At 71.5% G+C, this 26,500-nt stretch carries 23 protein-coding genes; 21 read left to right on the top strand and 2 right to left on the bottom strand.

Annotated features, from left to right (window positions below):
* On the top strand, positions 1 to 219 hold a 219-nt coding region (locus AC2H6A_RS06290), incomplete at its 5' end, for a class II aldolase/adducin family protein (protein ID WP_484272291.1).
* On the opposite strand, the gene uvrA is transcribed toward AC2H6A_RS06290, so the two are convergent.
* Positions 198 to 3,071, bottom strand: coding sequence for an excinuclease ABC subunit UvrA (gene uvrA, locus AC2H6A_RS06285; protein WP_484272295.1), 2,874 nt, complete (start codon positions 3,069 to 3,071; stop codon positions 198 to 200). The two genes, AC2H6A_RS06290 and uvrA, sit on opposite strands and share 22 nt — an antisense overlap.
* A gap of 162 nt (positions 3,072 to 3,233) precedes the next feature.
* Here uvrA and AC2H6A_RS06280 point away from each other — a divergent pair, with 162 nt between their 5' ends.
* From AC2H6A_RS06280 to AC2H6A_RS06195, 18 genes are all read left to right on the top strand, one after another.
* Positions 3,234 to 4,451 (top strand): MFS transporter, encoded by a 1,218-nt coding sequence (locus AC2H6A_RS06280; protein WP_484272290.1) that lies wholly within the window; start codon positions 3,234 to 3,236, stop codon positions 4,449 to 4,451.
* Between the two features lie 79 nt (positions 4,452 to 4,530).
* Entirely contained in the window at positions 4,531 to 5,034 is a 504-nt protein-coding gene (ssb, locus tag AC2H6A_RS06275; protein WP_484272289.1) for a single-stranded DNA-binding protein, read from the top strand.
* 33 nt (positions 5,035 to 5,067) lie between these two features.
* Positions 5,068 to 5,802 (top strand): class I SAM-dependent methyltransferase, encoded by a 735-nt coding sequence (locus AC2H6A_RS06270; protein ID WP_484272288.1) that lies wholly within the window; start codon positions 5,068 to 5,070, stop codon positions 5,800 to 5,802.
* A gap of 151 nt (positions 5,803 to 5,953) precedes the next feature.
* Positions 5,954 to 6,307 carry an FmdB family zinc ribbon protein gene (locus tag AC2H6A_RS06265; RefSeq protein ID WP_484272287.1) on the top strand — a complete coding sequence of 118 codons (354 nt, stop codon included), beginning with the start codon at positions 5,954 to 5,956 and terminating at the stop codon, positions 6,305 to 6,307.
* A gap of 65 nt (positions 6,308 to 6,372) precedes the next feature.
* Positions 6,373 to 7,023 carry a DUF502 domain-containing protein gene (locus AC2H6A_RS06260; protein WP_484272294.1) on the top strand — a complete coding sequence of 217 codons (651 nt, stop codon included), beginning with the start codon at positions 6,373 to 6,375 and terminating at the stop codon, positions 7,021 to 7,023.
* 78 nt (positions 7,024 to 7,101) lie between these two features.
* Complete coding sequence (aspS, locus tag AC2H6A_RS06255; protein WP_484272286.1) at positions 7,102 to 8,898, top strand: aspartate--tRNA ligase; 1,797 nt, start codon at positions 7,102 to 7,104, stop codon at positions 8,896 to 8,898.
* 24 nt (positions 8,899 to 8,922) lie between these two features.
* Positions 8,923 to 9,405, top strand: coding sequence for a dihydroneopterin triphosphate diphosphatase (nudB, locus tag AC2H6A_RS06250; protein ID WP_484272285.1), 483 nt, complete (start codon positions 8,923 to 8,925; stop codon positions 9,403 to 9,405).
* Between the two features lie 35 nt (positions 9,406 to 9,440).
* Complete coding sequence (locus AC2H6A_RS06245; protein ID WP_484272293.1) at positions 9,441 to 10,325, top strand: endonuclease/exonuclease/phosphatase family protein; 885 nt, start codon at positions 9,441 to 9,443, stop codon at positions 10,323 to 10,325.
* Between the two features lie 26 nt (positions 10,326 to 10,351).
* Complete coding sequence (gene clsB / locus AC2H6A_RS06240; RefSeq protein WP_484272292.1) at positions 10,352 to 11,689, top strand: cardiolipin synthase ClsB; 1,338 nt, start codon at positions 10,352 to 10,354, stop codon at positions 11,687 to 11,689.
* A gap of 17 nt (positions 11,690 to 11,706) precedes the next feature.
* Positions 11,707 to 12,714: a ligase-associated DNA damage response exonuclease gene (locus AC2H6A_RS06235; protein ID WP_484272284.1), complete on the top strand. Its 1,008-nt coding sequence runs from the start codon at positions 11,707 to 11,709 to the stop codon at positions 12,712 to 12,714.
* A complete protein-coding gene (locus tag AC2H6A_RS06230; RefSeq protein ID WP_484272283.1) occupies positions 12,711 to 14,549 on the top strand; it encodes an ATP-dependent DNA ligase in 1,839 nt (612 codons plus the stop codon). The genes AC2H6A_RS06235 and AC2H6A_RS06230 overlap by 4 nt, the downstream gene beginning before the upstream one ends.
* A gap of 35 nt (positions 14,550 to 14,584) precedes the next feature.
* Positions 14,585 to 15,436 (top strand): DUF429 domain-containing protein, encoded by an 852-nt coding sequence (locus tag AC2H6A_RS06225; RefSeq protein WP_484272282.1) that lies wholly within the window; start codon positions 14,585 to 14,587, stop codon positions 15,434 to 15,436.
* Between the two features lie 72 nt (positions 15,437 to 15,508).
* Entirely contained in the window at positions 15,509 to 17,218 is a 1,710-nt protein-coding gene (locus AC2H6A_RS06220; protein ID WP_484272281.1) for an alkyl sulfatase dimerization domain-containing protein, read from the top strand.
* 112 nt (positions 17,219 to 17,330) lie between these two features.
* The gene (locus AC2H6A_RS06215) at positions 17,331 to 17,978 is read left to right on the top strand and encodes a TetR/AcrR family transcriptional regulator (RefSeq protein ID WP_484272280.1); all 648 of its coding nucleotides are present in this window, start codon (positions 17,331 to 17,333) and stop codon (positions 17,976 to 17,978) included.
* 73 nt (positions 17,979 to 18,051) lie between these two features.
* Complete coding sequence (locus AC2H6A_RS06210) at positions 18,052 to 19,833, top strand: acyl-CoA dehydrogenase C-terminal domain-containing protein (protein ID WP_484272279.1); 1,782 nt, start codon at positions 18,052 to 18,054, stop codon at positions 19,831 to 19,833.
* Between the two features lie 35 nt (positions 19,834 to 19,868).
* Positions 19,869 to 20,642, top strand: a complete 774-nt coding sequence (locus tag AC2H6A_RS06205) for an SGNH/GDSL hydrolase family protein (RefSeq protein ID WP_484272278.1) — start codon at positions 19,869 to 19,871, stop codon at positions 20,640 to 20,642.
* A 7-nt stretch (positions 20,643 to 20,649) separates the two neighbouring features.
* Positions 20,650 to 21,804, top strand: a complete 1,155-nt coding sequence (locus AC2H6A_RS06200; RefSeq protein WP_484272277.1) for an alkane 1-monooxygenase — start codon at positions 20,650 to 20,652, stop codon at positions 21,802 to 21,804.
* A 98-nt stretch (positions 21,805 to 21,902) separates the two neighbouring features.
* Positions 21,903 to 23,720: an ABCB family ABC transporter ATP-binding protein/permease gene (locus tag AC2H6A_RS06195; RefSeq protein ID WP_484272276.1), complete on the top strand. Its 1,818-nt coding sequence runs from the start codon at positions 21,903 to 21,905 to the stop codon at positions 23,718 to 23,720.
* A gap of 76 nt (positions 23,721 to 23,796) precedes the next feature.
* On the opposite strand, the gene AC2H6A_RS06190 is transcribed toward AC2H6A_RS06195, so the two are convergent.
* A complete protein-coding gene (locus AC2H6A_RS06190; RefSeq protein ID WP_484272275.1) occupies positions 23,797 to 24,339 on the bottom strand; it encodes a hypothetical protein in 543 nt (180 codons plus the stop codon).
* Between the two features lie 146 nt (positions 24,340 to 24,485).
* On the opposite strand from AC2H6A_RS06190, the gene AC2H6A_RS06185 reads away from it, so the two are divergent.
* Positions 24,486 to 25,550 carry a tartrate dehydrogenase gene (locus tag AC2H6A_RS06185; RefSeq protein ID WP_484272274.1) on the top strand — a complete coding sequence of 355 codons (1,065 nt, stop codon included), beginning with the start codon at positions 24,486 to 24,488 and terminating at the stop codon, positions 25,548 to 25,550.
* A 55-nt stretch (positions 25,551 to 25,605) separates the two neighbouring features.
* Positions 25,606 to 26,500: tripartite tricarboxylate transporter substrate-binding protein (locus tag AC2H6A_RS06180; protein WP_484272273.1), on the top strand; the 895-nt coding region annotated here is incomplete at its 3' end.

The following is a 26,500-nucleotide window of genomic DNA, read 5'->3' as shown; positions in this document are numbered from 1 at the left end:
GCCGCGCTCGCCGGCCGGCGGGCCTGCCTGATGGCCCACCACGGCATCGTCGCCTGGGGGGCTGGCCTGGCCGCCGCGCTGGCCCTGGCCGAGGAGGTGGAGACGCTCTCGCGCATGTACCACCTGGCGCGACAGCTCGGCCGGCCGGCGGTGCTGCCCGATGACGAGATGGCCCGCGTGCTGGCGAAGTTCGCCGACTACCGCCCTGGCGGGGCCTGAGCGGCGGCGCGCTGCAGCACCCGTCCGAGGTAACGCCCGGTGTGGCTGTCGGCGCATTGCGCGATCGCCTCGGGCGTGCCCTCGGCCAGCACCTGGCCGCCGCCGGCGCCGCCCTCCGGGCCCATGTCGATCACCCAGTCGGCGGTCTTGATCACATCGAGGTTGTGCTCGATCACCACCAGGGTGTTGCCGGCATCGCGCAGCGCATGCAGCACCCGCAGCAGCAGCCCGATGTCATGGAAGTGCAGGCCGGTGGTCGGCTCGTCGAGGATGTAGAGCGTGCGCCCGGTGTCGCGCTTGGAGAGCTCCTGCGAGAGCTTCACCCGCTGCGCCTCGCCGCCCGACAGCGTGGTGGCGCTCTGGCCCAGGCGCAGGTAGCCCAGGCCGACATCGAGCAGGGTCTGCAGGCGGCGCTGCACCAGCGGCACTGCCGCGAAGAAGGCGTGGGCCTGCTCCACGGTCATGGCCAGCACCTCGGCGATGCTGCGGCCCTTGTACTGCACCTCGAGGGTCTCGCGGTTGTAGCGGCTGCCGCGACAGCGCTCGCAGGGCACATAGAGATCGGGCAGGAAGTGCATCTCGACCCGGATCACGCCATCGCCCTCGCAGGTCTCGCAGCGTCCGCCCTTCACATTGAACGAGAAGCGCCCGGCGCCATAGCCCCGCTCGCGCGCGGTGGGGGTCTCGGCGAAGAGCTCGCGGATCGGCGTGAACAGGCCGGTGTAGGTGGCGGGATTGCTGCGCGGCGTGCGGCCGATGGGGCTCTGGTCGACCGCGATCACCTTGTCGAACAGCTCCAGGCCATCGATGCGGTCGTGCGCCGCCGGTTCGGCCGCCGAGCCGTAGAGATGGCGGGCCGCGGCCAGGTGCAGCGTGTCGTTCACCAGGGTGGACTTGCCCGAGCCCGACACGCCGGTGACGCACACCATCAGCCCGACCGGGAACGCGACATCGACGCCGCGCAGGTTGTGGCCGCGCGCACCGCGCACCACCACCGCGCGGCCGCTGCGGGCCACCCGCGCCTGCGGCACCGGGATGGCCAGCGCACCCGACAGGTAGCGCCCGGTGAGCGAGGCCGGATCGGCCTCGATCTGCGCCGGCGTGCCCTGCGCGATCACCTGGCCGCCGTGCTCGCCGGCGCCCGGGCCGAGATCGACCACATGGTCGGCGGCGCGGATCGCATCCTCGTCGTGCTCGACCACCAGCACCGAGTTGCCAAGATCGCGCAGGTGGCGCAGCGTGCCGATCAGCCGGTCGTTGTCGCGCTGGTGCAGGCCGATCGAGGGCTCGTCGAGCACATACATGACGCCGGTGAGGCCCGAGCCGATCTGCGAGGCGAGGCGGATGCGCTGCGACTCGCCGCCCGAGAGCGTATCGGCGGCGCGATCGAGCGACAGGTACTCCAGGCCGACATCGTTCAGGAAGCGCAGCCGCGACAGGATTTCGCGTGCGATGCGCTCGCCGATGGCCGCGCGGTGGCCGGGCAGCGCCAGGCCCTCGAACCAGGCCTGGGTCTGGCGCAGGGTCCAGCGCGAGATCGTCCAGATCGGCTGGTCGGTTCCCGGTGCGCCCACCCGCACATGGCGCGCGTCGCTGCGCAGCCGCGTGCCCTCGCAGGCCGGGCAGGGTCGGGCCTGCCGCAGCTTGGCGAGCTCCTCGCGCACCGGCGGCGAGTCGGTCTCGCGCCAGCGCCGCTCGAGGTTGGGAATCACGCCCTCGAAGGGCCGGGCCGGCGCGCCCGGCTCGCCGCCCGTGATGCCGGGCACCGGCTGCGCGCCCGAGCCGTGCAGCACCAGGCCGCGCACCGCTTCGGGCAGCGCCTCGAAGGGCGTGTCGAGATCGAATCGGTGGCAGGCGGCCAGCGCGGTGAGCTGCGCGAAGTGCGCCTGGTTGCGCCGGTCCCAGCCGCGGATCGCGCCGGCGGCGAGCGACAGGTTCGGGAAGGCCACCACCCGGCGCGGGTCGAAGTACTCGACCGTGCCCAGCCCCTCGCAGGCCGGGCAGGCGCCCAGCGGATTGTTGAACGAGAACAGCCGCGGCTCGAGTTCGCGCAGCGAGTGCCCGCAGGTCGGGCAGGCGAAGCGGTTGGAGAAGATCCGCTCGGCGGCGCCGTCGATGTCGGCCACGATCGCGCGGCCATCGGCCAGGCGCAGCGCGGTCTCGAAGGACTCGGCCAGCCGCTGGCCGATGCCCGCAGCCACCTTCACCCGGTCGACCACCACATCGATGCTGTGCTTGTGCTGGCGCGACAGGCCCGGATCGCCGTCGTCCAGGCTGATCACCCGCGGCGGGCCGCTGCGGCCCTCGGTGGCCACGCGGATGCGCACGAAGCCCTGGGCGCGCAGGTCGTGCATCAGCTCGGCGTGCTCGCCGCGGCGCGCCGCCAGCACCGGCGCAAGCACCATCAGGCGCGTGCCCTCGGGCATGGCCAGCGCGGCATCGACCATCTGCGACACCGATTGCGCCTCCAGCGGATGATCGGGATGCTGCGGGCAGTAGGGCGTGCCGGCGCGGGCGAACAGCAGGCGCAGGTAGTCGTGGATCTCGGTGACCGTGCCCACCGTGGAGCGCGGGTTGTGGCTGGTGGCCTTCTGCTCGATGGCGATGGCCGGCGACAGGCCCTCGATCAGGTCGACATCGGGCTTGTCCATCAGCTGCAGGAACTGCCGCGCGTAGGCCGAGAGCGACTCGACATAGCGGCGCTGGCCCTCGGCGTAGAGGGTGTCGAAGGCGAGCGAGGACTTGCCCGAGCCCGACAGCCCGGTCACCACCACCAGCCGCTCGCGCGGCAGATCGATCGACAGGTTCTTCAGGTTGTGGGTGCGCGCACCCCGGATGCGGATCTGGTCCATCGGCGGCGTCAGGGCAATCGGCAACTATACCTGCGCGCGGCCGCCAGACCGGGGCGCCGGGGTGGGCATGGATTATGATGAGGGGCTTGCCCGGCCCTGCCTGCCGATGGCCACGCCCGGCCGCTGGCCGGGACTGCCCCGTAGCCGGCTCCCCCTTCCCTGATGCCCGCCTCGTCCAACGCCATGACCCCCACCGAGCTGCGGGCCAGCCTCGCGCTGTCGGCGGTGTTCGGTCTGCGCATGCTCGGCCTGTTCATGCTGCTGCCGGTGTTCGCGGTCGAGGCGCGGCGCCTGCCCGGCGGTGACGACCCCACCCTGATCGGCATCGCCCTGGGCGCCTACGGGCTGGTGCAGGCCCTGCTGCAGCTGCCGCTGGGCATGGCCTCCGACCGCATCGGCCGCAAGCCGGTGATCGTCGCCGGCCTGCTGGTCTTCGCGCTCGGCAGCGCTCTGGCAGCCATGGCCGACGATGTGCTGGGCATCATCCTCGGTCGGGCGCTCCAGGGCGCCGGCGCGGTGTCGGCGGCGGTCAGCGCGCTGGTGGCCGACAGCACCCGCGAGTCGCAGCGCACCAAGGCCATGGCCTTCATCGGGGTGTCGGTGGCGCTCAGCTTTGCGCTCACCCTGGTGGCCGCGCCCTGGCTGGTGGCGCGCGCCGGGCTGAGCGGCATGTTCGAGCTCACCGTGCTCATGGCCCTGGCGGCCGCCGCGGTCACCATCTGGGTGGTGCCGCCGGCGCCGCGGGTGCCGGCGCCGGCCCGGGCCACGCCGCTGCGTGCGCTGCTGCTCACCCCCGACCTGTTCCGGCTGAATGTGGGGGTGTTCACCCTGCACGCGGTGCAGATCGCCTTCTTCATGATCGTGCCGGGCTGGCTGGTCGAGCGCGCCGGCGTGCCGCTCAGTGGTCACCCGCTGCTCTACCTGGTGGCGGTGGCCTCCTCGCTGCTGCTCATGGTGGGGCCGCTGGGCTGGGGCGAGCGCCGCGGCCGCATGCGCCCGGTGTTCGCCGGCGGGGTGGGTCTGCTGCTGGCGGTGCTCCTCGCGCTCATGGCCGAGCCGCGTGGCCTAGTCGCTCTGGTGGTCTTGATGACCCTGTACCTGACGGCGTTCAATGTGCTGGAGGCTTCGCTGCCCTCGCTGGTATCCCGGATGGCCCCGGCTGACGCCCGCGGTGCGGCGCTGGGTGTCTACAACACCGTGCAGTCGGTGGGCATGTTCGCCGGCGGGGCGGTGGGTGGCTGGGTGCAGGGTCGCTGGGGCGCATCGGCGGTGCTCGGTCTGTGCGCCGCCATGGTGGTGGTATGGTTGGTGGCGGCTCTCGGCCAGAAGCGCTGGCCGGTGCGTGGCGGTGTCATGGCCCCCGAGCGCGCTGCCGGCTGAGGCATGGGTGTCGCGGCGGCGGGTGTCGTCGCGGGCAATACAACACAGGGCGCGATCCGGTCGCGCAGGAGAGGGCGAGATGGCTTCGGTGAACAAGGTGATCGTGGTCGGCAACCTCGGGCGCGATCCCGAAACCCGATACACCCCCAGCGGGTCTGCGGTGTGCAATGTCTCTGTCGCCACCACCCGCAACTGGAAGGACAAGGCCTCCGGCGAGCGCAAGGAAGAAACCGAATGGCACCGGGTGGTCTTCTATGACCGCCTCGCCGAGATCGCCGGCGAGTATCTGCGCAAGGGCCGCTCGGTCTATGTCGAGGGCCGCCTCAAGACCCGCAAGTGGACCGACAAGGACGGCCAGGAAAAGTTCACCACCGAGATCATCGCCGAGGAGATGCAACTGCTCGGCTCGCGCGATGGCGGTGGTGGTGGCGGCGGGGGTGGTGGGGATGATGGCGGCGGTTACACCCGCGAGCCGGTCGCAGCCAGTGGCGGCGGCGGTGGTGGTGGTGGCGGTCGCCCGGCCCCGCGCGGCAAGCCGGCAGCGCCGTCCTTCGGTGACATGGATGACGACATCCCCTTCTGACGCTTCCCGGCGGCGGTGGCCGCCGGCCGGCTGATGCCCTGGCCGGTTCCTGCGCTGCTCGCCTGGGCGCTGGCCTGGGCCGTGTTCTTCGGGCTTCGTGCCTGGGGCCTGCCGATGCTGCTCTCGCTGCCCCTGGCCACGCTGGCCGGGCTGCTGTGCGCACTGCCAGCCGCCAGTCGCTGGCGTCAGGTCTTCATCGCCGGCGGCTTCCCGCTCTCGGCCATGCTGCTGGTGGGGCCGGCCGGGCTGCCGGCGGCCACCTGGCTGCTGCCGCTCGGGTTGCTGCTGCTGCTCTATCCGCTGGGGGCCTGGCGTGACGCGCCGCTCTTTCCCACGCCGCCGGGCGCGCTGGGTGGGCTGGCGGCCGCCGTGCCGCTGCCGCCCGGCGCCATCGTTCTAGAGGCCGGCTGCGGCCTCGGTCACGGCCTGCGCGCCCTGCGCGAGCAATATCCCCAGGCGCGGCTGCAGGGCCTGGAGTTCAGCCGGCCGCTCGCTCTGGCCTGCCGCTGGCGCTGCCGTTTCGCCAGCGTGCGCCGCGGCAGCCTCTGGGACGCCGACTGGTCGCCCTTTCGCATGGTCTATCTGTTCCAGCGGCCCGAATCCATGGCCCGTGCCGGCGCCAAGGCGGCGGCCGAACTGCCCGCCGGCGCCTGGCTGGTCAGCCTGGAGTTCCCGGTGCCCGGGTGGCAGCCGCAGGCGCGTCTGGAGCCGGTGGCCGGCAAGCCGGTCTGGGCCTATGCCATGCCGCCGCAGCCGCTTCGGCGCTGACGGCCTGCCATCGCCTATAATGGCGGGTTACCTGAGGCCCGGCCCCGGTCCCGCCTGGCGCCGCCTGCGGCGGATCGCGGGCAGATCGCGGATCAATCGCAGGCCGGGCGGTCCGCGTGCCGCGCGGTCGTCCCTTCATCCTAGTCACGCCATGCCCATCTTCGCCTATCGTTGCGAGCGCTGCGGTTTCGAGAAAGACGTCCTGCAGAAGCGCTCCGACCCGCCGCTGGACACCTGCCCGTCCTGCGGCGAGAAATCCTTCGCCAAGCGCCTGACCGCGCCCGCCTTCCAGCTCAAGGGCTCGGGCTGGTATGTCACCGACTTCCGTGACAACGGCAAAGGCAAGGCGGGAGGTGATGCCGCCGACAAAGCGGCCGACAAGCCGGCCGGCGAGTCGTCGGCGCCTGCCCCGGCGCCGGCAGCCGCTCCGGCCCCCGCGCCGGCGCCGTCCCCCGCGCCAGCGGCCTCGCCCGCGCCGTCGCCGGCGCCCGCCAAGGGCGCCTGAGTCGCGCGTCACCCGTCGTCCTCCAGGAGAACCCCTTGCCCGGCACCCATCCGCCCAAGTCGAAGCTGCGGGCGTATTTCGTCACCGGTCTGCTGATCTGGGTGCCCCTGGTGATCACCCTGTGGGTGCTCAACCTCATCGTCAGCACCATGGACCAGAGCCTGCAGCTGCTGCCGGCCGAGATGCAGCCCGAGGTGCTCTGGGGCCGGCGCATCCCCGGCGTGGGGGTGGTGCTCACGGTGGTGGTCATCTTCATCACCGGCCTGCTCACCCGCAACATCCTGGGCCAGGGGCTGGTCAGAATCTGGGAGAAGCTGCTTTCGCGCATCCCGATCGTGCGCTCCATCTACTCCAGCGTGAAGCAGGTCTCCGACACCGTGCTGTCGCCCACCGGGCAGGCCTTCCGCAAGGCCATCCTGGTGCAGTACCCGCGCAGCGGCGTCTGGACCATCGGCTTCCAGACCGGCACGCCCGCGCACGAGGTGCGCCAGGCGGTGTCGGTCGAGATGGTGTCGGTCTATGTGCCAACCACGCCCAATCCCACCTCGGGGTTCTTCCTGATGTTCCCGCGGCACGAGACCATCGAGCTCGAGATGAGCGTCGATGAAGCCCTCAAGTATGTGGTCTCGATGGGCGTGGTCGCCCCCGATCCCACCACCGGTCGCGCCGCGCGCAATGCCCGCGCCGCCGCCGACCGCGAACTGCCGCCGGGCTGAATCGGCATGAGGCCCGTCCAACCCTTTCCGGTCCGCGCCTGACCCGGCGCCGCCGCCCATTCCCTGGAGCTCGATTCCATGCGCACCTGCTATGCCGGCGAAGTGGCCGCCGACCGTCTCGACCAGGAGGTCACGCTGTTCGGATGGGTGCATCGGCGCCGTGACCACGGCGGCGTGATCTTCATCGACCTGCGAGACCGCGAGGGCCTGGCGCAGGTGGTCTGCGACCCCGACCGCGCCGCCATGTTCGCCACTGCCGAGCGGGTGCGCAACGAGTTCTGCGTGCGAGTCACCGGCAAGGTGCGCCGGCGCCCCGCCGGCACCGAGAACCCCAATCTGCGCAGCGGCGAGATCGAGGTGCTCTGCCACGACCTCCAGATCCTCAACGCGTCGGTCACGCCGCCCTTCCAGCTCGACGACGAGAACCTCTCCGAGACCACCCGGCTCACCCACCGGGTGCTCGACCTGCGTCGGCCGGCCATGCAGAAGAACCTCATGCTGCGCTACCGCGTGGCCATGGAGGTCCGCCGCTACCTCGACTCCCTGGGGTTCATCGACATCGAGACCCCCATGCTCACCAAGAGCACGCCCGAGGGCGCGCGCGACTACCTCGTGCCTTCGCGTGTCAATGCGGGGCAGTTCTTCGCGCTGCCGCAGTCGCCGCAGCTGTTCAAGCAGCTGCTGATGGTCTCGGGCTTCGACCGCTACTACCCGATCACCAAGTGTTTCCGTGACGAAGACCTGCGCGCCGACCGGCAGCCCGAGTTCACCCAGATCGACTGCGAGACCTCCTTCCTCGACGAGGTCGAGATCCGCGCCATCTTCGAGGAAATGATCCGCACGGTGTTTCGCAATGCCATCGGCGTGGAGCTGCCCAACCAGTTCCCCACCATGACCTATGGCGAGGCCATGCGCCTGTATGGCTCGGACAAGCCCGACCTGCGCGTGAAGCTGCAGTTCACCGACCTCACCGAGGTGATGAAGACCGTCGATTTCAAGGTCTTCTCGGGGGCGGCCAACCAGGAGGGCGGCCGGGTGGTGGGGCTGCGCGTGCCGGGCGGCGCCGAGCTCACCCGTGGCGAGATCGACGCCTACACCCAGTTCGTGGCCATCTATGGCGCCCGCGGTCTGGCGTACATCAAGGTCAATGACGCGGCCCGCGGCCGCGAGGGCCTGCAGTCGCCCATCGTCAAGAACCTGCACGACAACGCGCTCGATGCGGTGCTCTCGCGCACCGGCGCGCGCAACGGCGACATCATCTTCTTCGGTGCCGACAAGGCCAAGGTGGTCAACGATGCGATCGGCGCGCTGCGCAACCGCATCGGCCACTCCGAATTCGGCCGCAAGGCCGGGCTGGTCGAGGGCCAGTGGCGCCCGCTCTGGGTGATCGACTTTCCGATGTTCGAGCACGACGAGGAGAACGCCCGCTGGGCGGCCGTGCACCATCCCTTCACCTCGCCCAAGGACGGCCACGAGGACTACATGGCCACCGATCCGGGGCGCTGCCTTGCCAAGGCCTATGACCTCGTCCTCAACGGCTGGGAGCTGGGCGGCGGGTCGGTGCGGATCCACCGCGAGGAGGTCCAGAGCAAGGTGTTCCGCGCCCTGAAGATCGGGCCCGAGGAGGCCCGCGCCAAGTTCGGCTTCCTGCTCGATGCCCTGCAGTACGGCGCGCCGCCGCACGGCGGCATCGCCTTCGGCCTGGACCGCATCGTCACCATGATGACCGGGGCCGAGTCGATCCGCGATGTCATCGCCTTCCCCAAGACACAGCGCGCGCAGTGCCTGCTCACCCAGGCCCCGTCCTCGGTCGACGAGAAGCAGTTGCGCGAGCTGCACATCCGCCTGCGCTCGGCCGAGCCGGCCAAGACCTGACGCGCCACGGCCTGGAGCGCCAGCATGGGCAGCAAGATCCCGGAGTCGGTGCTGGTGGTGATTCACACCCCCGACCTGCGGGTGCTGCTGCTCGAGCGCGCCGACCATCCCGGTTTCTGGCAGTCGGTCACCGGCAGCAAGGACAGTGCCGACGAGCCGCTCTCGCTCACCTGCGCCCGCGAGGTGCTCGAGGAGACCGGCATCGATGTGGCGGCCCACCGCCTGAGCGACTGGTCGCTGACCAACCGCTACGAGATCTTCCCGCACTGGCGGCACCGCTACCCCGAGGGCGTCACCCACAACACCGAGCATGTGTTCGCGCTGCAGGTGGCGCAGCCCCTGCCGGTGCGGCTCTCGCCGCGCGAGCACCTCGGTCATGCCTGGCTGCCCTGGGAGCAGGCCGCCGAGCGCTGCTTCTCGTGGTCCAACGCCCAGGCCATCCGCGAGCTGCCGGTGCGCCTGGCGCGGGCCGCCAGCCCGGCAGCGCCCTCGGAGCCGGCGGCATGAGCCCGCGCGCAGCGCGCCGCGCCCCCCCGCGCGCGCTGCAGCTGCGCGTGGCCACCTACAACATCCACAAGGGCGTGACTCGGGAGCTGTTCGGCCTGCGCCATGTCAGCCGCATCCACGAGCTGCGCGCCCGCCTGCATGAGCTCGACGCTGACCTGGTGTTCCTGCAGGAGGTGCAGGGCCGCCATGAACGGCACGCCACCCGCTTTCCGCACTGGCCCAAGGAATCGCAGCACGAGTTCCTGGCCGGCGAGGGCGGCCGGCGCAACCCCTTCGAGACTGCGTACGGACGCAACGCCTCGTACATGCATGGCCATCATGGCAATGCGCTGCTGTCGCGCTTTCCCATCCTGCGGCGCGAGAACCGCGATGTCTCCGATCATGCCCTCGAGAAGCGCGGCATCCTGCACTGCGTGGTGCGCATGCCCGGGCAGGATCTGCACTGCTTCGTGGTGCACCTCGGCCTGCTGGCTGCCAGCCGTACCCGCCAGACCGCGCTGCTGGTCGACTGGATCGAACGCGAGATCCCGCGTGAGGCGCCGGTGATCATCGCCGGCGACTTCAACGACTGGCGCAACCGGCTTTCCGACACGCTCTATCAGCGGCTGGGTGTGCGCGAGGTCTTCGATGCGCGACCGCCCTCCGGCGTGCGCCAGCAGGTGGTGCACTTCGTGCGCGATCGGCTGTTCGATGCCGGCTCGCCCGAGGGCCCGCGTGCCCGCCGCGGCGCAGCCGCAGCCAGCCCGCCGCGGCGGGTGCGCACCGCCCGCACCTTTCCGGCGCTGGTGCCCTGGCTGCGCATGGATCGCATCTACCTGCGCGGCTTCGAGGTGCGCGACGCCCGGGTGCTGCGCGGGCCGGAGTGGGCGCGGCTGTCGGACCACAGTCCGCTGGTGGCCGACCTGCGCGCCGCGGACTGATGTCGGGCGCGCCGCCGGTCCGCACGGTGCCGCGGGTCCGGGCGACGGCGCCGGTCAGGCCTGCGCTGCGGGCGGGCCACGAGGTCTGGCTGCTGGAGGGGGGCGCAGCCTTCTTCCCGGCGCTGGTGGCGGCGATCGACGCGGCCCGCGCCGAGATCCACCTCGAGACCTACATCGTGCATGACGACCATTCCGCCCGGCCGGTCTTCGAGGCCCTGGCCCGGGCGGCAGCGCGGGGCGTATTGGTGCAGGTGGCGGTCGATGGCTTCGGCACGCCGCGGGTGCCGCCGCGCCTGGCGGCCCTGCTGGCGGCCGGCCCGGCGCAGCTGCGGGTGTTCCGGCCCGAGCATTCACCCTACGCACTCGACCGGCGGCGCCTGCGGCGCCTGCACCGCAAGATCGCGGTGATCGATCGCGAGGTGGCCTTCATCGGCGGCATCAACCTGCTCGATGACCATGTCGACCCGGCCCACGGCGCACTCGATCGACCGCGGCTGGATTTCGCGGTCAGGGTGCGCGGACCGCTGGTGGATGACGCCCTGCTCGCTGCCCGTCAGCTCTGGGCCTCGCTGCTGCCGGTGCGCGAGCGTGCCGCGGCGCGCTGGCCCTGCGTGACCGGTCGGCGTGCGCGTGCGGTGTCTGCTGCGTCGGCTGGGGCTGCTGCGCGCGCCTCGTCGGCGCCCTCGGGCGCGCCTGTTCCGCCGGTTGCGTCGGCCCTGTGGAACTCGCCCGCTTTGCCGCCCGCTTCACCGCCCGCTTCACCGCCTGCCCACGCCGCCTTCGCACCCGTGCGTGCCATGCTGCTGCTGCGCGACAACTTCCGCTTCCGGCGCGCCATCGAGCACGAGTACCTGCAGGCGATCGGCTCGGCCCGCCACCGGGTGCTCATCGCCAACGCCTACTTCTTTCCCGGCGCGCGTCTGCGGCGGGCGCTCATCCTGGCCGTCCGGCGCGGCGTGCCGGTCACCCTGCTGCTGCAGGGCCGCGTGGAGTACGCGCTGCAGCACTATGCCTCGCAGGCGCTCTATGACGAGCTGCTCGCCGCTGGCGTACGCATCGTCGAGTACGCGAGCAGCTTCATGCACGCCAAGGTCGCGGTCGCCGACGACTGGGCCACCGTGGGTTCCTCCAACATCGACCCCTTCTCGCTGCTGCTGGCCCGCGAGGCCAATGTGGTCGTGCGCGATGCCGGCTTCGCGGCTCACCTTGCCGAGCGCATCCATGCCGCCATCGCGCAGGGCGGTCGCGAGGTCCACCCGGCCCGCCACGCCCGCGGACCCTTGCGCCTGCGCGCCGTGCGCTGGGCGGCGTTTGCGCTGCTGCGCGCCGGCGTCGCGCTGAGCGGCCGGGCCTCGCGCTGGTGAGCATGCCGGGCGCGGACATGTCGTCGGCCGACGACCTCGTGGTGCTCCGACCGGAGGGCATGTACTGCCCGGCCGGCGACTTCCACATCGACCCCTGGCGACCGGTGCCGCGGGCCGTGATCACCCACGCCCATGCCGACCATGCCCGTCCAGGGCATGGCCACTGCCTGGCTGCCGCCGAGGGCGAGACCGTGCTGCGCGCCCGCCTGGGTGGCGTCGGCCTGCAGCTGCTCGGCTGGGGCCAGACCGTGGTGCACAACGGGGTCAGCGTGTCGCTGCACCCGGCCGGTCACATCCTGGGTTCGGCACAGGTGCGGCTCGCCCACCGCGGCCGGGTCTGGGTGGTATCGGGCGATTACCGGGTCGAGCCCGATCCCACCTGCAGCGCCTTCGAGCCGGTGCGTTGCGACACCTTCATCACCGAGTCCACCTTCGGTCTGCCGGTCTACCGCTGGCAGCCGCAACGGGTGCTGATGGCCGAGATCAGCCGCTGGTGGGCCGACAACGCCGCTGCCGGACGCACGAGCGTGCTCTACGGCTACTCGCTGGGCAAGGCGCAGCGCATCCTCGCCGGGGTCGACGCCGCCATTGGCCCGATCGTCTGCCACGCCGCCGTGGAGGCGCTCAACCGGGCCTATCGCGAAGCCGGGGTGTCGCTGCCCCCCACCCGCCTGGTCAGCGAAGTGACCGATCGTGCGGCATTTTCGCGCGCGCTGGTGATCGCGCCGCCCTCGGCCGGCAGTCCGGGCTGGCTGCGCCGCTTTGCCGATCCGGTCGATGCGTTTGCCTCGGGCTGGATGGCGCTGCGCGGTGCGCGCCGACGGCGTGGCGTGGACCGCGGCTTCGTGCTCTCCGACCACGCCGACTGGCCCGGGCTGCAGCAGGCGATCGCCGCCACCGGCGCGCAGCGGGTCATCGTCACCCACGGGCAGGTGCCGGTGATGGTGCGCTGGCTCGCCGAGCAGGGCCTGCAGGCCGAGGCATTCCAGACCGAGTTCGGCGCCGAGGAGGCGCAATCGGCATGAAGGCCTTCGCTGCCCTCTACGCCGCGCTCGATGCCTCATCGTCCACCCGCCACAAGGTGGCCGTGATGGCCGATTACCTGCGCACGGCGCCACCCGTCGATGCCGCCTGGGCGGTCTACTTTCTCGCCGGTGGCAAGCCTCGCCAGAGCGTGCCTTCGCGGGTGCTGCGCGAGGCCGCCTGCGAGGCGGCCGGTCTGGCGCCCTGGCTCTTCGAGGAGAGCTATGCCGCGGTGGGTGATCTCGCCGAGACCATCGCCCATCTGCTGCCCGCGGGCGATGCCAGCGACGACACCGGCCTGGCCGAGTGGTTGCAGACGCGCCTGTTGGCGCTGCGCGGTGCCGCGCCCGTCGATGCCGCCCGTGGCCTGCGCGAGGCCTGGGCGGGGCTCGACTGGAACGGCCGCTTCCTGCTCAACAAGCTGATCACCGGCGGACTGCGGGTGGGGGTGTCGCGCCAGCTCATGGTGCGCGCCCTGGCCGAGGTCTCGGGGCTGGCCCCTGCCCTGATCGCGCAGCGGATGATCGGATTCACCGATGCCCGCCGCCAGCCCGCCGCGCAGCATCTGGCCGAGCTGCTCGCTCCGCCCCAGGCGGGCGCGACGATCCGCGACGGCCGGCCCTATCCCTTCTTCCTTGCCCATCCGCTGCCCGGCGATCCGGCTGCGCTCGGTGACATCGCGTCCTGGCAGGCCGAGTGGAAGTGGGATGGCGTGCGTGCGCAGCTGGTGCTGCGCGATGGCCAGACCTGGCTGTGGTCGCGTGGCGAGGAGCTGGTCACCGAACGCTTCCCGGAGGTGGTCCGGGCTGCGCGGGCGTGGGCGGCATGCCATGCGGCACAGGCGGCCGCCGGCACGGTGTTCGACGGCGAGCTGCTCGCCTGGGACCCGGCCACGGCAAGGCCGCTGCCTTTCGCGGCGCTGCAAAGGCGTATCGCCCGACTCAAGCCGGGTGCGGCCCTGCTGCGTGAGGTGCCCGTTCGCTTCCTGGCCTACGACCTGCTCGAGCACGAGGGTGAAGACTGGCGCGAGCGGCCGCTGGGGCAGCGACGCGCGCAGCTCGAGCGGCTGCTGGCGCCGCCGCCGGGTGGAGCACCCGATGCACCCGATGCACCCGATGCGCCCGATGCGCCCGAGGCGTCCACAGCGTCCGCATTCCCCACCGATTTCCCGCGTCGTGTCCCCGCCATCGCCTCCGAGGGCGACCCGCACCCGCGCCTGCACTGCTCGCCGCGGCTGTCGGCGGCCGACTGGTCGGACCTGGCCGCGCTGCGCGCCCGCGCGCGCGATCAAGGCGTCGAGGGCCTGATGCTCAAGCACCAGGATTCGGCCTACGGCGTGGGCCGTCTGCGCGTGCCGGGTGGCGGCTGGTGGAAGTGGAAGCTCGATCCGCTGAGCATCGACGCGGTGCTGCTCTACGCCCAGCGCGGCCACGGCCGTCGGGCCAGTCTCTACACCGACTACACCTTCGCGCTCTGGGCCGAGCCGCCGGGCGAGGGCGAACCGCCCGTGCTGGTGCCCTTCGCCAAGGCCTATTCCGGGCTGACCGATGACGAGATCCGCCAGGTGGACGCGGTGATCCGCCGCACCACCGTCGAGCGCTTCGGCCCGGTGCGCAGCCTGCAGCCCACGCTGGTCTTCGAGCTCGGCTTCGAGGGCATCGCGCCCTCGCCGCGCCATCGCAGCGGCGTGGCCGTGCGTTTTCCCCGGATGCTGCGCTGGCGGACCGACAAGACCATCCGCGAGGCCGATACCCTGGACAGCCTGCGCGCGCTGCTGGCCGGCGGGCAGGCCGACCCGGCACGCGGACAGACCGATTCGAGCCCATGCCCGCCCTGATGCCTGCACCGATGCCGCCACCGATGCCGCCACCGATGCCCGCCCCCATGCTGATCGGTGTCGACTTCACCAGCACGCCGCGCGCCGGCAAGCCGATCACGGTGGCGATCGGTCGGCTGGTGCCGGGCACCGCGCCTCGGGTGCACCTGGCGCAGATCGCGCACTTCCGCAGCCTCGACGACTGGCTGGGCTGGCTGTGCCGGCCGCAGGCCTGGGTGGGCGCCTTCGACTTCCCCTTCGGCCTGCCGCGCGCCTTTGCCGCAGGCCTGGGCTGGCCCCTGGAGGATGTGGAGCCCTGGGTGCCGGTCACGCAGCGACTGGCTGCGCTCAGCCGTGCCGAACTGGTGGCGCACTGCCGGGCCTGGTGCGATGCCCGCCCGCCGGGCAGCAAGTTCGCGCACCGTGCCACCGATCGGCCGGCGGGCAGCAGTCCGTCGATGAAGTGGGTCAATCCGCCGGTGGCGCTGATGCTGCACGAGGGCGCGCCGCGCCTGCTGCAGGCCGGTGTGACCCTGCCCGGGCTGCGCCGCCGCGGCACCGATCCGGCGCGGGTGGCCCTCGAAGGCTATCCGGCCCTGCTGGCGCGCGCGCTGCTCGGCCGCGCGTCGTACAAGAGCGACGAGCCGGCGCGCCGTCATTGCCCGGCGCGGCGGGCCGCGCGCGAGCGGCTGGTGGCCGCGCTGGAAACCGGTGATCATCCCTTCGAGACCGCGATCACCCTGGATGCGGCGCGCGCCGGGCTCATCACCCAGCCGCAGGCCGACGAGCTCGATGCGGTGCTGTGCCTGGCCATGGCGGCCTGGGCCTGGCAGCGCCGCGACAGCGGCTGGGGCCTGCCCGCCGATATCGATCCGGTCGAGGGCTGGGTGCTCGGAGCGCCCGCCTGATCACTGGCATGATCGGCGGCCCGCCGCCCGCGCGACGCCTCTGCGCGCCCGGCCTCTCAACGGAGCCCGACCATGCAGGATGCCGATCCCGTCACCAGCCCCAGCGGGGCCATCGCCCATCCTGCGCTGGTCGCGCACAGCGCGATGTTCCAGCCGCGCGTGCATGCGGTGACCGACCGGGTGTGGTGCGCAGTCGGGTTCGGCATCAGCAATGTCACCCTGGTGCGCGGCGACGAGGGTCTCATCCTGATCGACGCCGGCGAGTGCCGCGAGGAGATGGCCGAGGTGCTGGCCGCCTTCGGCCCGCTGCTCGACCGGCCGGTGGTCGCGCTGATCTACACCCACTCGCACTATGTCGGCGGCGCGGCCGAGGTGATCGCCCGCTGGGGGCCCTCGGTGGCGGTGTGGGCCCACGAGGATCTCGGCGAGGTCATGGCCGAGGTCGGCGCCGAGTTCGGCCCCGCCTATCGCCGCCGCGTGCGCATCCAGTTCGGTCACGACCTGCCGCGGGAGGGGCCCGATGCCATGCCCAACTACGGCATCGGCCCGATCTTCTTCCGCCCGGGCCCCAGCACCCAGGGCTTCGTGCCGCCCACCCGGCACATCCCGCGGGCGCTCAGCCAGGCCCGCATCGCCGGGCTCGATGTGCACTTCGACGGCCGCTTCGCCAGCGACTCGCGCGACACGATCATCATCGGCTTTCCGCAGCTGCGCACCGTGGTCAACAATCATGTCTGGCCGGTGCTCTTCAATGTCTATCCCTTGCGCGGCGAGGCCTATCGCGATCCGCTGGTCATGGTGGCGGCCATCGACGCCATCCGCGATGCCCGGCCCGAGCATCTGGTGGGCGCGCACGGCGCACCCATCCTCGGTCGCGATGATGTCCAGGCCTGCCTGGACGACCACCGCGACTCCCTGCAGTACCTCTGGGATCAGACCGTGCGCGGCATCAACGCCGGGCTCGGCCCCGATGACCTGGCCGCGAGCATCGCCCTGCCGCCGCGGCTTGCCGACAGCCGCTGGGTGCCCACCTTCTACGGCGAGCCGGCCTATCACGCCCGTGCCATCCACAACGGCCTGTTCGGGTGGTTCGGCGGCGATGGCGCCACGCTGCATCCGGTGGCGCCGGCACGGCGCGCCGAACTGCTGGTGGCCGGTCTGGGCGGGCGCGCGGCGGTGCTCGTGCAGGCCGACGAGGCCCTCGCCCGCGGCGAGCAGGGCTGGGCCGCCGAGCTGTGCAGCCACCTGCTGCGCCTCGATGCCGGTGACGCACAGGCCGCGCATGGCAAGGCGCGGGCGCTGCGCGAGATGGCCCGGCGCACGCCTGCCACCAACACCCGCGCCTTCATGCTCGATGAGGCCCGGCGCCTGGAGACCGGGCGCGCCGGCAGCCCGCCGCCCGCGGTCCGACCGGCGCGGGCGCTGATCCTGAACTCCCCGCCCGAGCGTTTCGTGCGCGCGCTCGGCGCCCGGCTCGACCCGCAGGCCAGCGCCGACACCGACCGGGTGTTCCGCCTTCGCCAGACCGATGCCGATCATGTCTGCGGTCTGCAGGTCTACCAGGGGGTGGCGCGTTTCCTGCCGCCTGCGGCCTTCGCGACGCCCTCGGCGCGCGCTGATGTCGGTCTGGCCTGTGACCGCGCCACCTGGGCCCTGCTGCTCTCGGGCCGGCAGACGCTGCCGGCGGCCATTGCCGCGGGCAAGGCATCGATCGATGCCGGCGACGAGGCAGCCCTGCACGACTTCTTCGCGCTCTTCGACGACCTCTCCCTGCGGGCTTGAGGCACGCCCGTCGCCCGGCTTGACAGCCGGCGCGCCATGGTTGATGCTAAAAAAGCACGACCGTGCATTAAAAGGTCGGCTCAACGCCGAAGTCGGTTCAGGAAAGCCGCGCATGAAGAAGGGCGAACTCACCCGCAGCGCCATCGTCTCCTCGGCGCTCGAGCTGGCCGGGCTCGAGGGCCTGGAGGGCATCACCCTGGGCAAGCTTGCCGAGCGCATGGCCATGTCCAAGAGCGGCGTGTTTGCGCATTTCGGCTCGCGGGAAGAGCTCCAGATTGCCGTGCTCAAGGCGCATGAGCGTCGCTTCGCCGAAGATGTCCTGCTGCCGGCGCTGTCCCGGCCGCGCGGCCTGCCGCGGGTGCGGGCGATCGTCGAGCGCTGGATCGACCACACCGGCGCGGCCGCGGGCGGCGGCTGCCTGTGGATCGCCGGCGCCAGCGAGCTTGACGACCGCCCCGGCCCGGTGCGCGATGTGCTGGTCGGCATGGTGCGGGGCTGGCAGCGTGAGCTGATGCGGGCGATCGCCCAGGCGGTCGAGGCCGGCGAACTGCGTGCCGACCTGCCGCCGGAGGATCTGCTTGCCGGGCTGTTCGGCGTGGTGCTGGTGCTCCACCACGACCGGCGGCTGCTGCGCAGCCCCGACGCCCTGGCGCGGGCACGGCGGGTGGCCGATCGTCTGCTCGCCGAGGCGGCCGCCGCCGCGCCATCGGCACGACCACGCCCGGCGCCGCGGCGGCCGCGGGAGTCACCAGCCCGCTGACTGCAGCCGGGGAATTCCCGTCTTTTCGTCCCAAAAAAGCACAGTCGTTCGAAAACAGAGAAGGAAATCATCCATGCCCTACTACACCCCGCCCCTGCGCGAACTGCGCTTCGTGCTGCACGAGCTGCTCGATGCCCCGGCCGAGCTCGCGCAGCTGCCCGCCCACCAGCAGACCGGCGCTGACCTGATCGATGCCGTGCTCGAGCAGGCCGGCCGCTTCTGCGCCGAGGTGCTGCACCCGCTCAACCGCAGCGGTGACGAAGAGGGTTGCCAGCTGTTGCCCGACGGCACGGTGCGTACGCCCGCGGGCTTTCGCGAGGCCTGGCAGCGCTTCTGCGAAGCTGGCTGGCCCACGCTCACCTGCGATCCAGCCTGGGGCGGGCAGGGCATGCCGGCGGTGGTCGGCATCGCCATGCAGGAGATGATGAATGCCGCCAACCAGGCCTTCTCGATGTACCCGGGCCTCACCCACGGCGCCTACGACTGCCTGCTCGCCCACGGCACGCCGGCGCAGAAGGCGCTCTACCTCCCGCGGCTGGTGTCCGGCGAGTGGACCGGCACCATGTGCCTCACCGAGCCGCACTGCGGCACCGACCTCGGCCTGCTGCGCACCCGCGCCGCGCCGCAGGCCGACGGCAGCCATCGCATCACCGGCACCAAGATCTTCATTTCCTCGGGCGAGCACGACCTGGCCGCGAACATCGTTCATCTGGTGCTTGCCCGGCTGCCGGATGCACCGGCCGGCACGCGGGGCATCTCGCTCTTCATCGTGCCCAAGTTCCTGCCTGCTGACGACGGCAGCCTGGGCGCGCGCAACGGGGTTCGCGCTGCGCGGCTCGAGCAGAAGATGGGCATCCATGCCAATGCCACCTGCGTGATGGACTTCGACGGCGCCACCGGCCATCTGGTGGGCGAGCCGAACAAGGGCCTGAACGCGATGTTCGTCATGATGAACGCGGCCCGCATCGGTGTGGGCATGCAGTCGCTCGGCCTGTCGGAGGCGGCCTACCAGAATGCGCTCTTCTACGCCCGTGAGCGCCTGCAGAGCCGGTCGCTGACCGGCGCCAAGGCACCCGGCAGCGCCGCCGATCCGATCATCGTGCACCCGGATGTGCGTCGCATGCTGCTCACGCAACGCGCCTACACCGAGGGCGGTCGGGCCTTCGCCTGCTGGCTGGCGCTGCAGGCCGATCGCGCCGACCACCATCCCGACCCGGCGCAGCGCCAGGCCAGTCAGGAACTGCTCGCGCTGCTCACCCCGGTGGTCAAGGCCTTCCTGACCGACAACGGCTTTCTGTGCACCAACCTCGCCCTGCAGGTGTTCGGTGGTCACGGCTACGTGCGCGACAACGGCATGGAGCAGTTCGTGCGTGACGCCCGCATCAACATGATCTACGAGGGCACCAACGCCATCCAGTCGCTCGACCTGCTCGCGCGCAAGGTCCTTGGCGATGGCGGCGCCCGCCTGCGGGCCTTCGGCGCGCTGATCGCCGAATTCGTGCGCCGCGAGTCGGGCCGCGCCGACATGGCCGAATTCATCACGCCGCTGGCCGAGCTCGGCGCAAGGGTGGAGACCCTCACCGTCGAGATCGGCACCCGCGCCCTGCGCGACCCCGACGAGGCCGGCGCGGCTGCGGTCGACTACCTGCGGGTGATCGGGCATCTGGTGTTCGCCTATTTCTGGGCGCGGATCGCCCGCGTGGCGCTCGAGCATCCCGATGACGACTTCCACCGCGGCAAGCTCGCGGTGGCCCGCTTCTACTTCGCGCGACTGCTGCCCGAGACCGAATCGGCCATCCGCGGGGCGCGCGCCGGCGCGTCCAGCCTGATGTCGCTCGACGCGGCGCTGTTCTAGCGTCGTCGCGGTCTCCTCGACGCGCACGGCCTGCCATGGCCGCCAGCCTGCCACCCCTGGTCTGGGAACTCGCCCTCGCGCCGGTGCTGCTGATGCAGGGCCGACGCGTGCGGCGGCGCACGCCGGTGCTTCCCGAGGCCATCGGCCCACGCGAGGGCTGGATCGGTGTCGATGGCGGGGCCGGCTGCGCGCCCACCGCCCCCGCCCCCCTGCGCCTGCTGATCGCGGGTGACTCCGCCGTGGCTGGCGTGGGGGTCGATCGTCTCGATCAGGCCATGGCGATCCATTTCGCCACCGGGCTTGCCGGGCGGCTGGCCCGGCCTGTGCGCTGGCGGGTGCACGCCCGCACCGGGCTCGACGCCCGTGGCTTGCGGGCACTGCTCGAGGCCGAGCCTGTCGAGCCGGCCGATCTGGTCCTGGTGGCGATCGGGGTCAACGATGTCACCGGCCGCACGGCGCGGTTGCGGTGGCTGGCCGATCTTGCGGCCTTGCGCGAGCGCTTGCTGGCCGATTCGCCAGAGGCCCATCTGCTGTGGGCCGGGCTGCCGCCGATGCAGTCCTTCGATGCCTTGCCCCGCCCGCTCAACGCCTACCTGGGCGCCCGTGCCCGCCAGCTCGATGCCGCGCTCGCACGCTGGGCCGCGACCGACCCGCGCATGAACCATCTGCCGGTGCCGCTCGCGCCCGGCGATGGCATGATGGCAACCGACGGATTCCATCCCGGGCCTCGCGGCCATCAGCACTGGGGCGAACAGCTCGCGCAGGCCGCCGGCGCGGCATGGCTCGACGCTGCCGCCGCACCATCCTGAGCAGGACATGAGCACTTCCGCGCGAACTCCGCTGATGCCGCCAGCCACCTGGCGCGAGCCTGGCAGGGCCTGGTGGCTGTTGTCGGCCCTGTATCCGCTGCTGCCGCTCACGGGCGTGGCGGCCCACGGTCTGAGCGGCAGCGAGCTCGGTCTCGCCTTGCCGCTGCTCATCGCCTACGGGCTGATGCCCCTGGCCGACTGGCTGGTCGGCGAAGACGGCGCCAACCCGCCGGAGTCGGCGCTCGCCGGGCTTCAGGAAGACCGCTTCTACCGCCGGCTCACCTGGCTGGCCGTGCCGTTGCACTATCTCAGCCTGCTGGTCTGCGCGGTCTGGGCCGGCACGCAGGGCCTCTCGCTCCCGGGCCTGCTGCTGCTGGCGGTGGTGGCCGGTCTGGGTTCGGGTCTGGCGCTGAACACCGGCCATGAACTCGGCCACAAGCGCGACCGCCTCGAGCAGTGGCTGGCCCGGGTGGTGCTGGCGCTGCCGGCCTATGGCCACTTCACGGTCGAGCACGGCCAGGGGCATCACCGCTGGGTGGCCACGCCGCATGACTGCGCCAGCGCCCGCATGGGCGAAAACCTCTATCGCTTCGCGCTGCGCGAGATGCCGGGCAGCGTGGTGAGGGCCTGGAGGCTCGAGTCCGCGCGGCTGCGGGGGCTCGGCCTGCCGGTGTTCGGCCCGGCCAACACCGTGCTGCAGTCCTGGGCGCTCACGCTGGTGCTGCAGGGCGGCCTCGTGCTGGCCCTGGGCTGGCTGATGCTGCCCTTCCTGCTGGTGCACAACGCGGTTGCCTGGTGGCAGCTCACCTGCGCCAACTACATCGAGCACTACGGGCTGCTGCGCGAGCGCCGACCCGACGGCAGCTGGGAGCCGCCGCGTCCGCATCACGCCTGGAACGCCAATCACCGGGTGAGCAACCGGGTGCTCTTCCACCTGCAGCGCCATTCCGATCACCACGCCAATCCTTCGCGCCGCTATCAGGCGCTGCGCAGCTTCCCCGATCTGCCCAGCCTGCCCAGCGGCTACTTCGGCATGTTCGTGATCGCGATGCTCCCGCCGCTCTGGTTCCGGGTGATGGATCCCCGCCTGCTCGCCCTGCCGCAGGTGCGCGGTGACCTGAGCCGGGTCAATCGGCTGACCAAGGCGCCGCCGCCTGCCTGAGCGGGCGCCGGGCAGGTCCGGATCCGCGCGGCCCCCGGCGGCGCCACCGCGCTGACCGGGCGCCGTGCCGCATCGCTTGCCCCTGCTACGATCGGCCGATGCGACCCGCTCCCAGCCTGCCTCTGCCGGCGCCCGCCGACGCCCGCCCGCGTGGCGACTGGCGCACCATCCGATCACTGCTGCCCTACCTCTGGGAGTACCGGGGCAGGGTGCTGCTCGCGCTGCTGTGCCTCGTCGGCGCCAAGGCCGCCAATGTCGGCGTGCCGGTGCTGCTCAAGGGCATCGTCGATCAGCTCACGCCCACCACCGGCGCGCAGGCTGCGCTCGCCGTGCCGATCGCCCTGGTGCTCGCCTATGGCGCGCTGCGCCTGTCGACCACGGTGTTCACCGAGCTGCGCGAGCTGGTTTTCGCCAAGGTCACCGAGCACGCGGTGCGGCGGGTGGCGCTGCAGGTCTTCGCGCACCTGCATGCGCTGTCGCTGCGATTCCACCTCGAGCGGCAGACCGGCGGTCTGACCCGTGACATCGAGCGCGGCACCCGCGCGATCTCCTCGCTGGTCAGCTATACGCTCTACAGCATCCTGCCCACGCTGGTCGAGATCGCGCTGGTGCTGGGTTACCTGTTCCTGAACTACGACATCTGGTTCACCGCCATCACGGTCGGCGCGCTGCTGATCTACGTGATCTTCACGGTCACGGTCACCGAGTGGCGCACCCAGTTCCGCCGAACCATGAACGAGCTCGACTCGCGGGCCAACACCCGCGCGATCGATTCGCTGCTCAACTACGAGACCGTCAAGTACTTCGGTAACGAGGCCTTCGAGACCCGGCGCTACGACGAGACCCTGCAACGCTACGAACGCGCCAAGCTCAAGAGCCAGACCACGCTCTCGCTGCTGAACACCGGCCAGTCGATGATCATCGCGGTGGCGGTCACGCTGATGGTCTGGCGCGCCACGGTGGGCGTCGCGCAGGGCACCATGACCCTGGGCGATCTCGTGCTGGTCAACGGCTTCATGATCCAGCTCTATGTGCCGCTGAACTTCCTGGGCGTGCTCTACCGCGAGATCAAGCAGGGGCTCACCGACCTCGACCGCATGTTCTCGCTGCTGCAGGCCAACCGCGAGATCGAGGACGCGCCCGGCGCACCGGCGCTGGTCGCGGGCAAGGGGCCGCGGGTGGTGTTCGACGCGGTGTCCTTCCGCTACGACGAGCGGCGCCCCATCCTGCAGGACGTGAGCTTCACGATCGAGCCCGGCACCACCACCGCGGTGGTGGGCGCCAGCGGCGCGGGCAAGTCCACGCTCGGGCGCCTGCTCTTCCGGTTCTACGACGTGTCGGGCGGCCGCATCCTGATCGACGGCCAGGACATCCGTTCAGTGACCCAGGCCAGCCTGCGCGCGGCGGTGGGCATCGTGCCGCAGGACACGGTGCTCTTCAACGACAGCCTGCGCTACAACGTCGCCTACGGGCGTCCTGATGCCGACGATGCGGCGGTCGAGGCGGCGGCGCGCGCCGCGCAGCTCGATGCCTTCATCGAGGCCCTGCCCGAAGGCTGGCGCACCTCGGTGGGTGAGCGCGGCCTGAAGCTGTCGGGCGGCGAGAAGCAGCGCGTGGCCATCGCCCGCATGCTGCTCAAGAACCCGCCGGTGCTGATCCTGGACGAGGCCACCTCGGCACTCGACACCCGCAACGAGCAGGCCATCCAGGAGGCGCTGCGCCGCGTGGCCGCGGGCCGGACCACGCTGGTGATCGCCCATCGGCTATCCACCGTGGTGGATGCCGAGCAGATCCTGGTGATGCAGCACGGCCGCATCGTGGAGCGCGGCACCCATGACAGCCTGCTGGCGCAGGGCGGCGCCTATGCGGCGATGTGGGCGCTGCAGCAGGCGCAGCGCGACGAGGCGACAGACTGAGCCATTCATGCGCGGTTTCTGGCGTGCAGCCGGATCATCAGCGCTGACGCGTGGGCCGACCCGCAGCGCGGTCGCCTCAGCGGCGTGGACGGGGGTGGTGGAAGTGGTAGGGATACGGCCGGTACCAGCCCGGGCCGCCCCAGGTGAACCCCCAGGAAGGCCCGTACCAGTAGGCTCTTGGCGGCAGCGGCGGGCCCCAGACCCAGGGTTGCGTGTAGACCACCACCGGCGGCTCGCGCACCACCACGCCCTGCGGCACGCCACCGTTGGCCACCATGGCGCCGGTCTGGGCCGGCGCGCTGCGCAGGGTCTGGAGCAGTTCGGGGCCGGCGCCTGCAGCGGTGAGCACATCGACATCGGCCGGCGCCAGGGCGGCCCGCAGCCCCCGGGACTGGGCATCGGCGGCGATCTCGGGCTGGGGCCGACCCGCCTTGAGCATCTGGAGCAGTTCGCCCACCGACAGGCCGGGGGGCACGGCCGACGCGGTGGCCTGGGCGGGCACACCGCCCTGGGCAGGTAAGGCGATGCCGGTCTGCGGCAGGAGCTGGTAGGTGGTGCAGCCCTGGATCGAACCGAGCAGCACGCCCAGCCATGCGAGAAGCGACAGGCGATGGATCATGAGGGAATCTCCAGGACGGGCCCAGGATGGGCGCAGGCGGGCGACGACACCGTTCCGGTGAACGGCGAGACTGCGCCCGGCGTTGACCCGCGGCACCGGGCGTTACACTTCCTTACCCTGGCGCCCCTTTTCCTTTCGGAGACCTCATGAGCACCCACCGGATCGCGGTGATCGCCGGCGACGGCATCGGCAAGGAAGTCATGCCCGAGGGCCTGCGCGTGCTGCGCGCGGCTGCGCGGCGCTTCGGCATCGGCCTGAGCTTCGACGAGTTCGACTTCGCCAGCTGTGACTACCACGCGCGCCACGGCGAGATGATGCCCGCCGACTGGAAGGCGCGCATCGGCGGCCATGACGCCATCTACTTCGGCGCCGTGGGCTGGCCGGCCAGCGTGCCCGACCATGTCTCGCTCTGGGGCTCGCTGCTGCTGTTCCGCCGCGAATTCGACCAGTACATCAACCTGCGGCCGGTGCGGCTGATGCCCGGCGTGCCCAGCCCGCTTGCCAACCGCAAGCCGGGCGACATCGATTTCTATGTGGTGCGCGAGAACACCGAGGGCGAGTACTCCTCGGTGGGCGGCAAGATGTTCCCCGGCACCGAGCGCGAGTTCGTGCTCCAGGAGTCGGTGTTCACGCGCGTGGGTGTCGACCGCGTGCTGCGCTACGCCTTCGAGCTGGCGCGCTCGCGCCCGAAGAAGCACCTCACCTCGGCCACCAAGTCCAACGGCATCTTCATCTCGATGCCCTACTGGGACGAGCGGGTGGCCGAGATGGCCGCCGGCTACCCGGACGTGAAGCTCGACAAGTTCCACATCGACATCCTCACGGCGCATTTCGTGCGCAATCCGCACTGGTTCGATGTGGTGGTGGCCTCGAACCTGTTCGGCGACATCCTGTCCGACCTCGGCCCGGCCTGCACCGGCACCATCGGCATCGCGCCTTCGGCGAACATCAACCCCGAGCGGCGCTTTCCGTCGCTGTTCGAACCGGTGCACGGCTCGGCGCCCGACATCTACGGCCGCGGCATCGCCAACCCCATCGGCCAGATCTGGTGCGGCGCCATGATGCTGCAGCACCTGGGCTACCCGGCGGCGCATGACGCCATCCTGGCGGCGATCGAGCAGGTGACCGAGAAGGGCCCGCGCACGCCCGACATGGGCGGCACGGCCAGCACCACCCAGGTGGGTGAGGCGGTGGCGCAGGCCCTGGGCTGACCGGGCGACTCGCCGCTGTCCTGACCCTTCGCTGCAACCCAAGGAGTCCCCGACCATGTCTCACTCCCTCCTGCGTGGCCTGCTGGCCACCGCGCTGTCGGTTGCCGCCGTCTGCGCCGGCGCCCAGACCTACCCGACCAAGCCCATCGCCATCACGGTGCCCTTTGCGGCCGGGGGCCCCACCGATGTCGTGGCGCGCACCATCGCCGAGGCCATGACCCGCTCGCTGCCCGGCGCCAATGTCATCGTCGAGAATGTCGCCGGCGCCGGCGGCACCATCGGCGTCACCAAGGTGGCCAAGGCTGCCCCCGACGGCTACTCGCTGCTCGTGCACCACATCGGCATGGCCACCGCACCGGCGCTCTATCGCAAGCTCGCCTTCGATCCGCTCAAGGATTTCGAGTACATCGGCCTGATCAACGATGTGCCCATGACGCTGCTGGTCAAGAGCGGCTTCCCGGCGGCCAGCGTCAAGGAGCTCGTCCCCTACCTGAAGGCGAATGCCGCCAAGGTGTCGTTCGCCAATGCCGGTCTGGGCTCGGCCTCGCACCTGTGCGGGCTGATGTTCATGAGCACCATCGAGACCGACCTCACCACCGTGCCCTACAAGGGCACCGCGCCGGCGATGACCGATCTGATCGGCGGTCAGGTCGACATGCTCTGCGACCAGACCACCAACACCACCCAGCAGATCAAGGCCGGCAAGGTGAAGGCGCTGGCGGTCACCTCGACGCGGCGGCTCGATACCCTCAAGGAGCTGCCCACCATGAGCGAGTCGGGCCTGCCCGGTTTCTCGGTGGGTGTCTGGCATGCCCTCTACGCGCCCAAGGGCACGCCCAAGCCGGTGATCGACAAGCTGGTGGCCGCACTGCAGGGCGCGATCAGGGACCCGGCCGTGATCAAGCGCCATGCCGATCTCGGTGCCGAACTGGTGAGCATCGACCGGGCCA

It is taken from the genome of Quisquiliibacterium sp., from assembly GCF_982640115.1.
The sequence above is the reverse complement of the archived record's forward strand: the minus strand, read 5'-3'. Positions and strand labels throughout refer to the sequence as shown.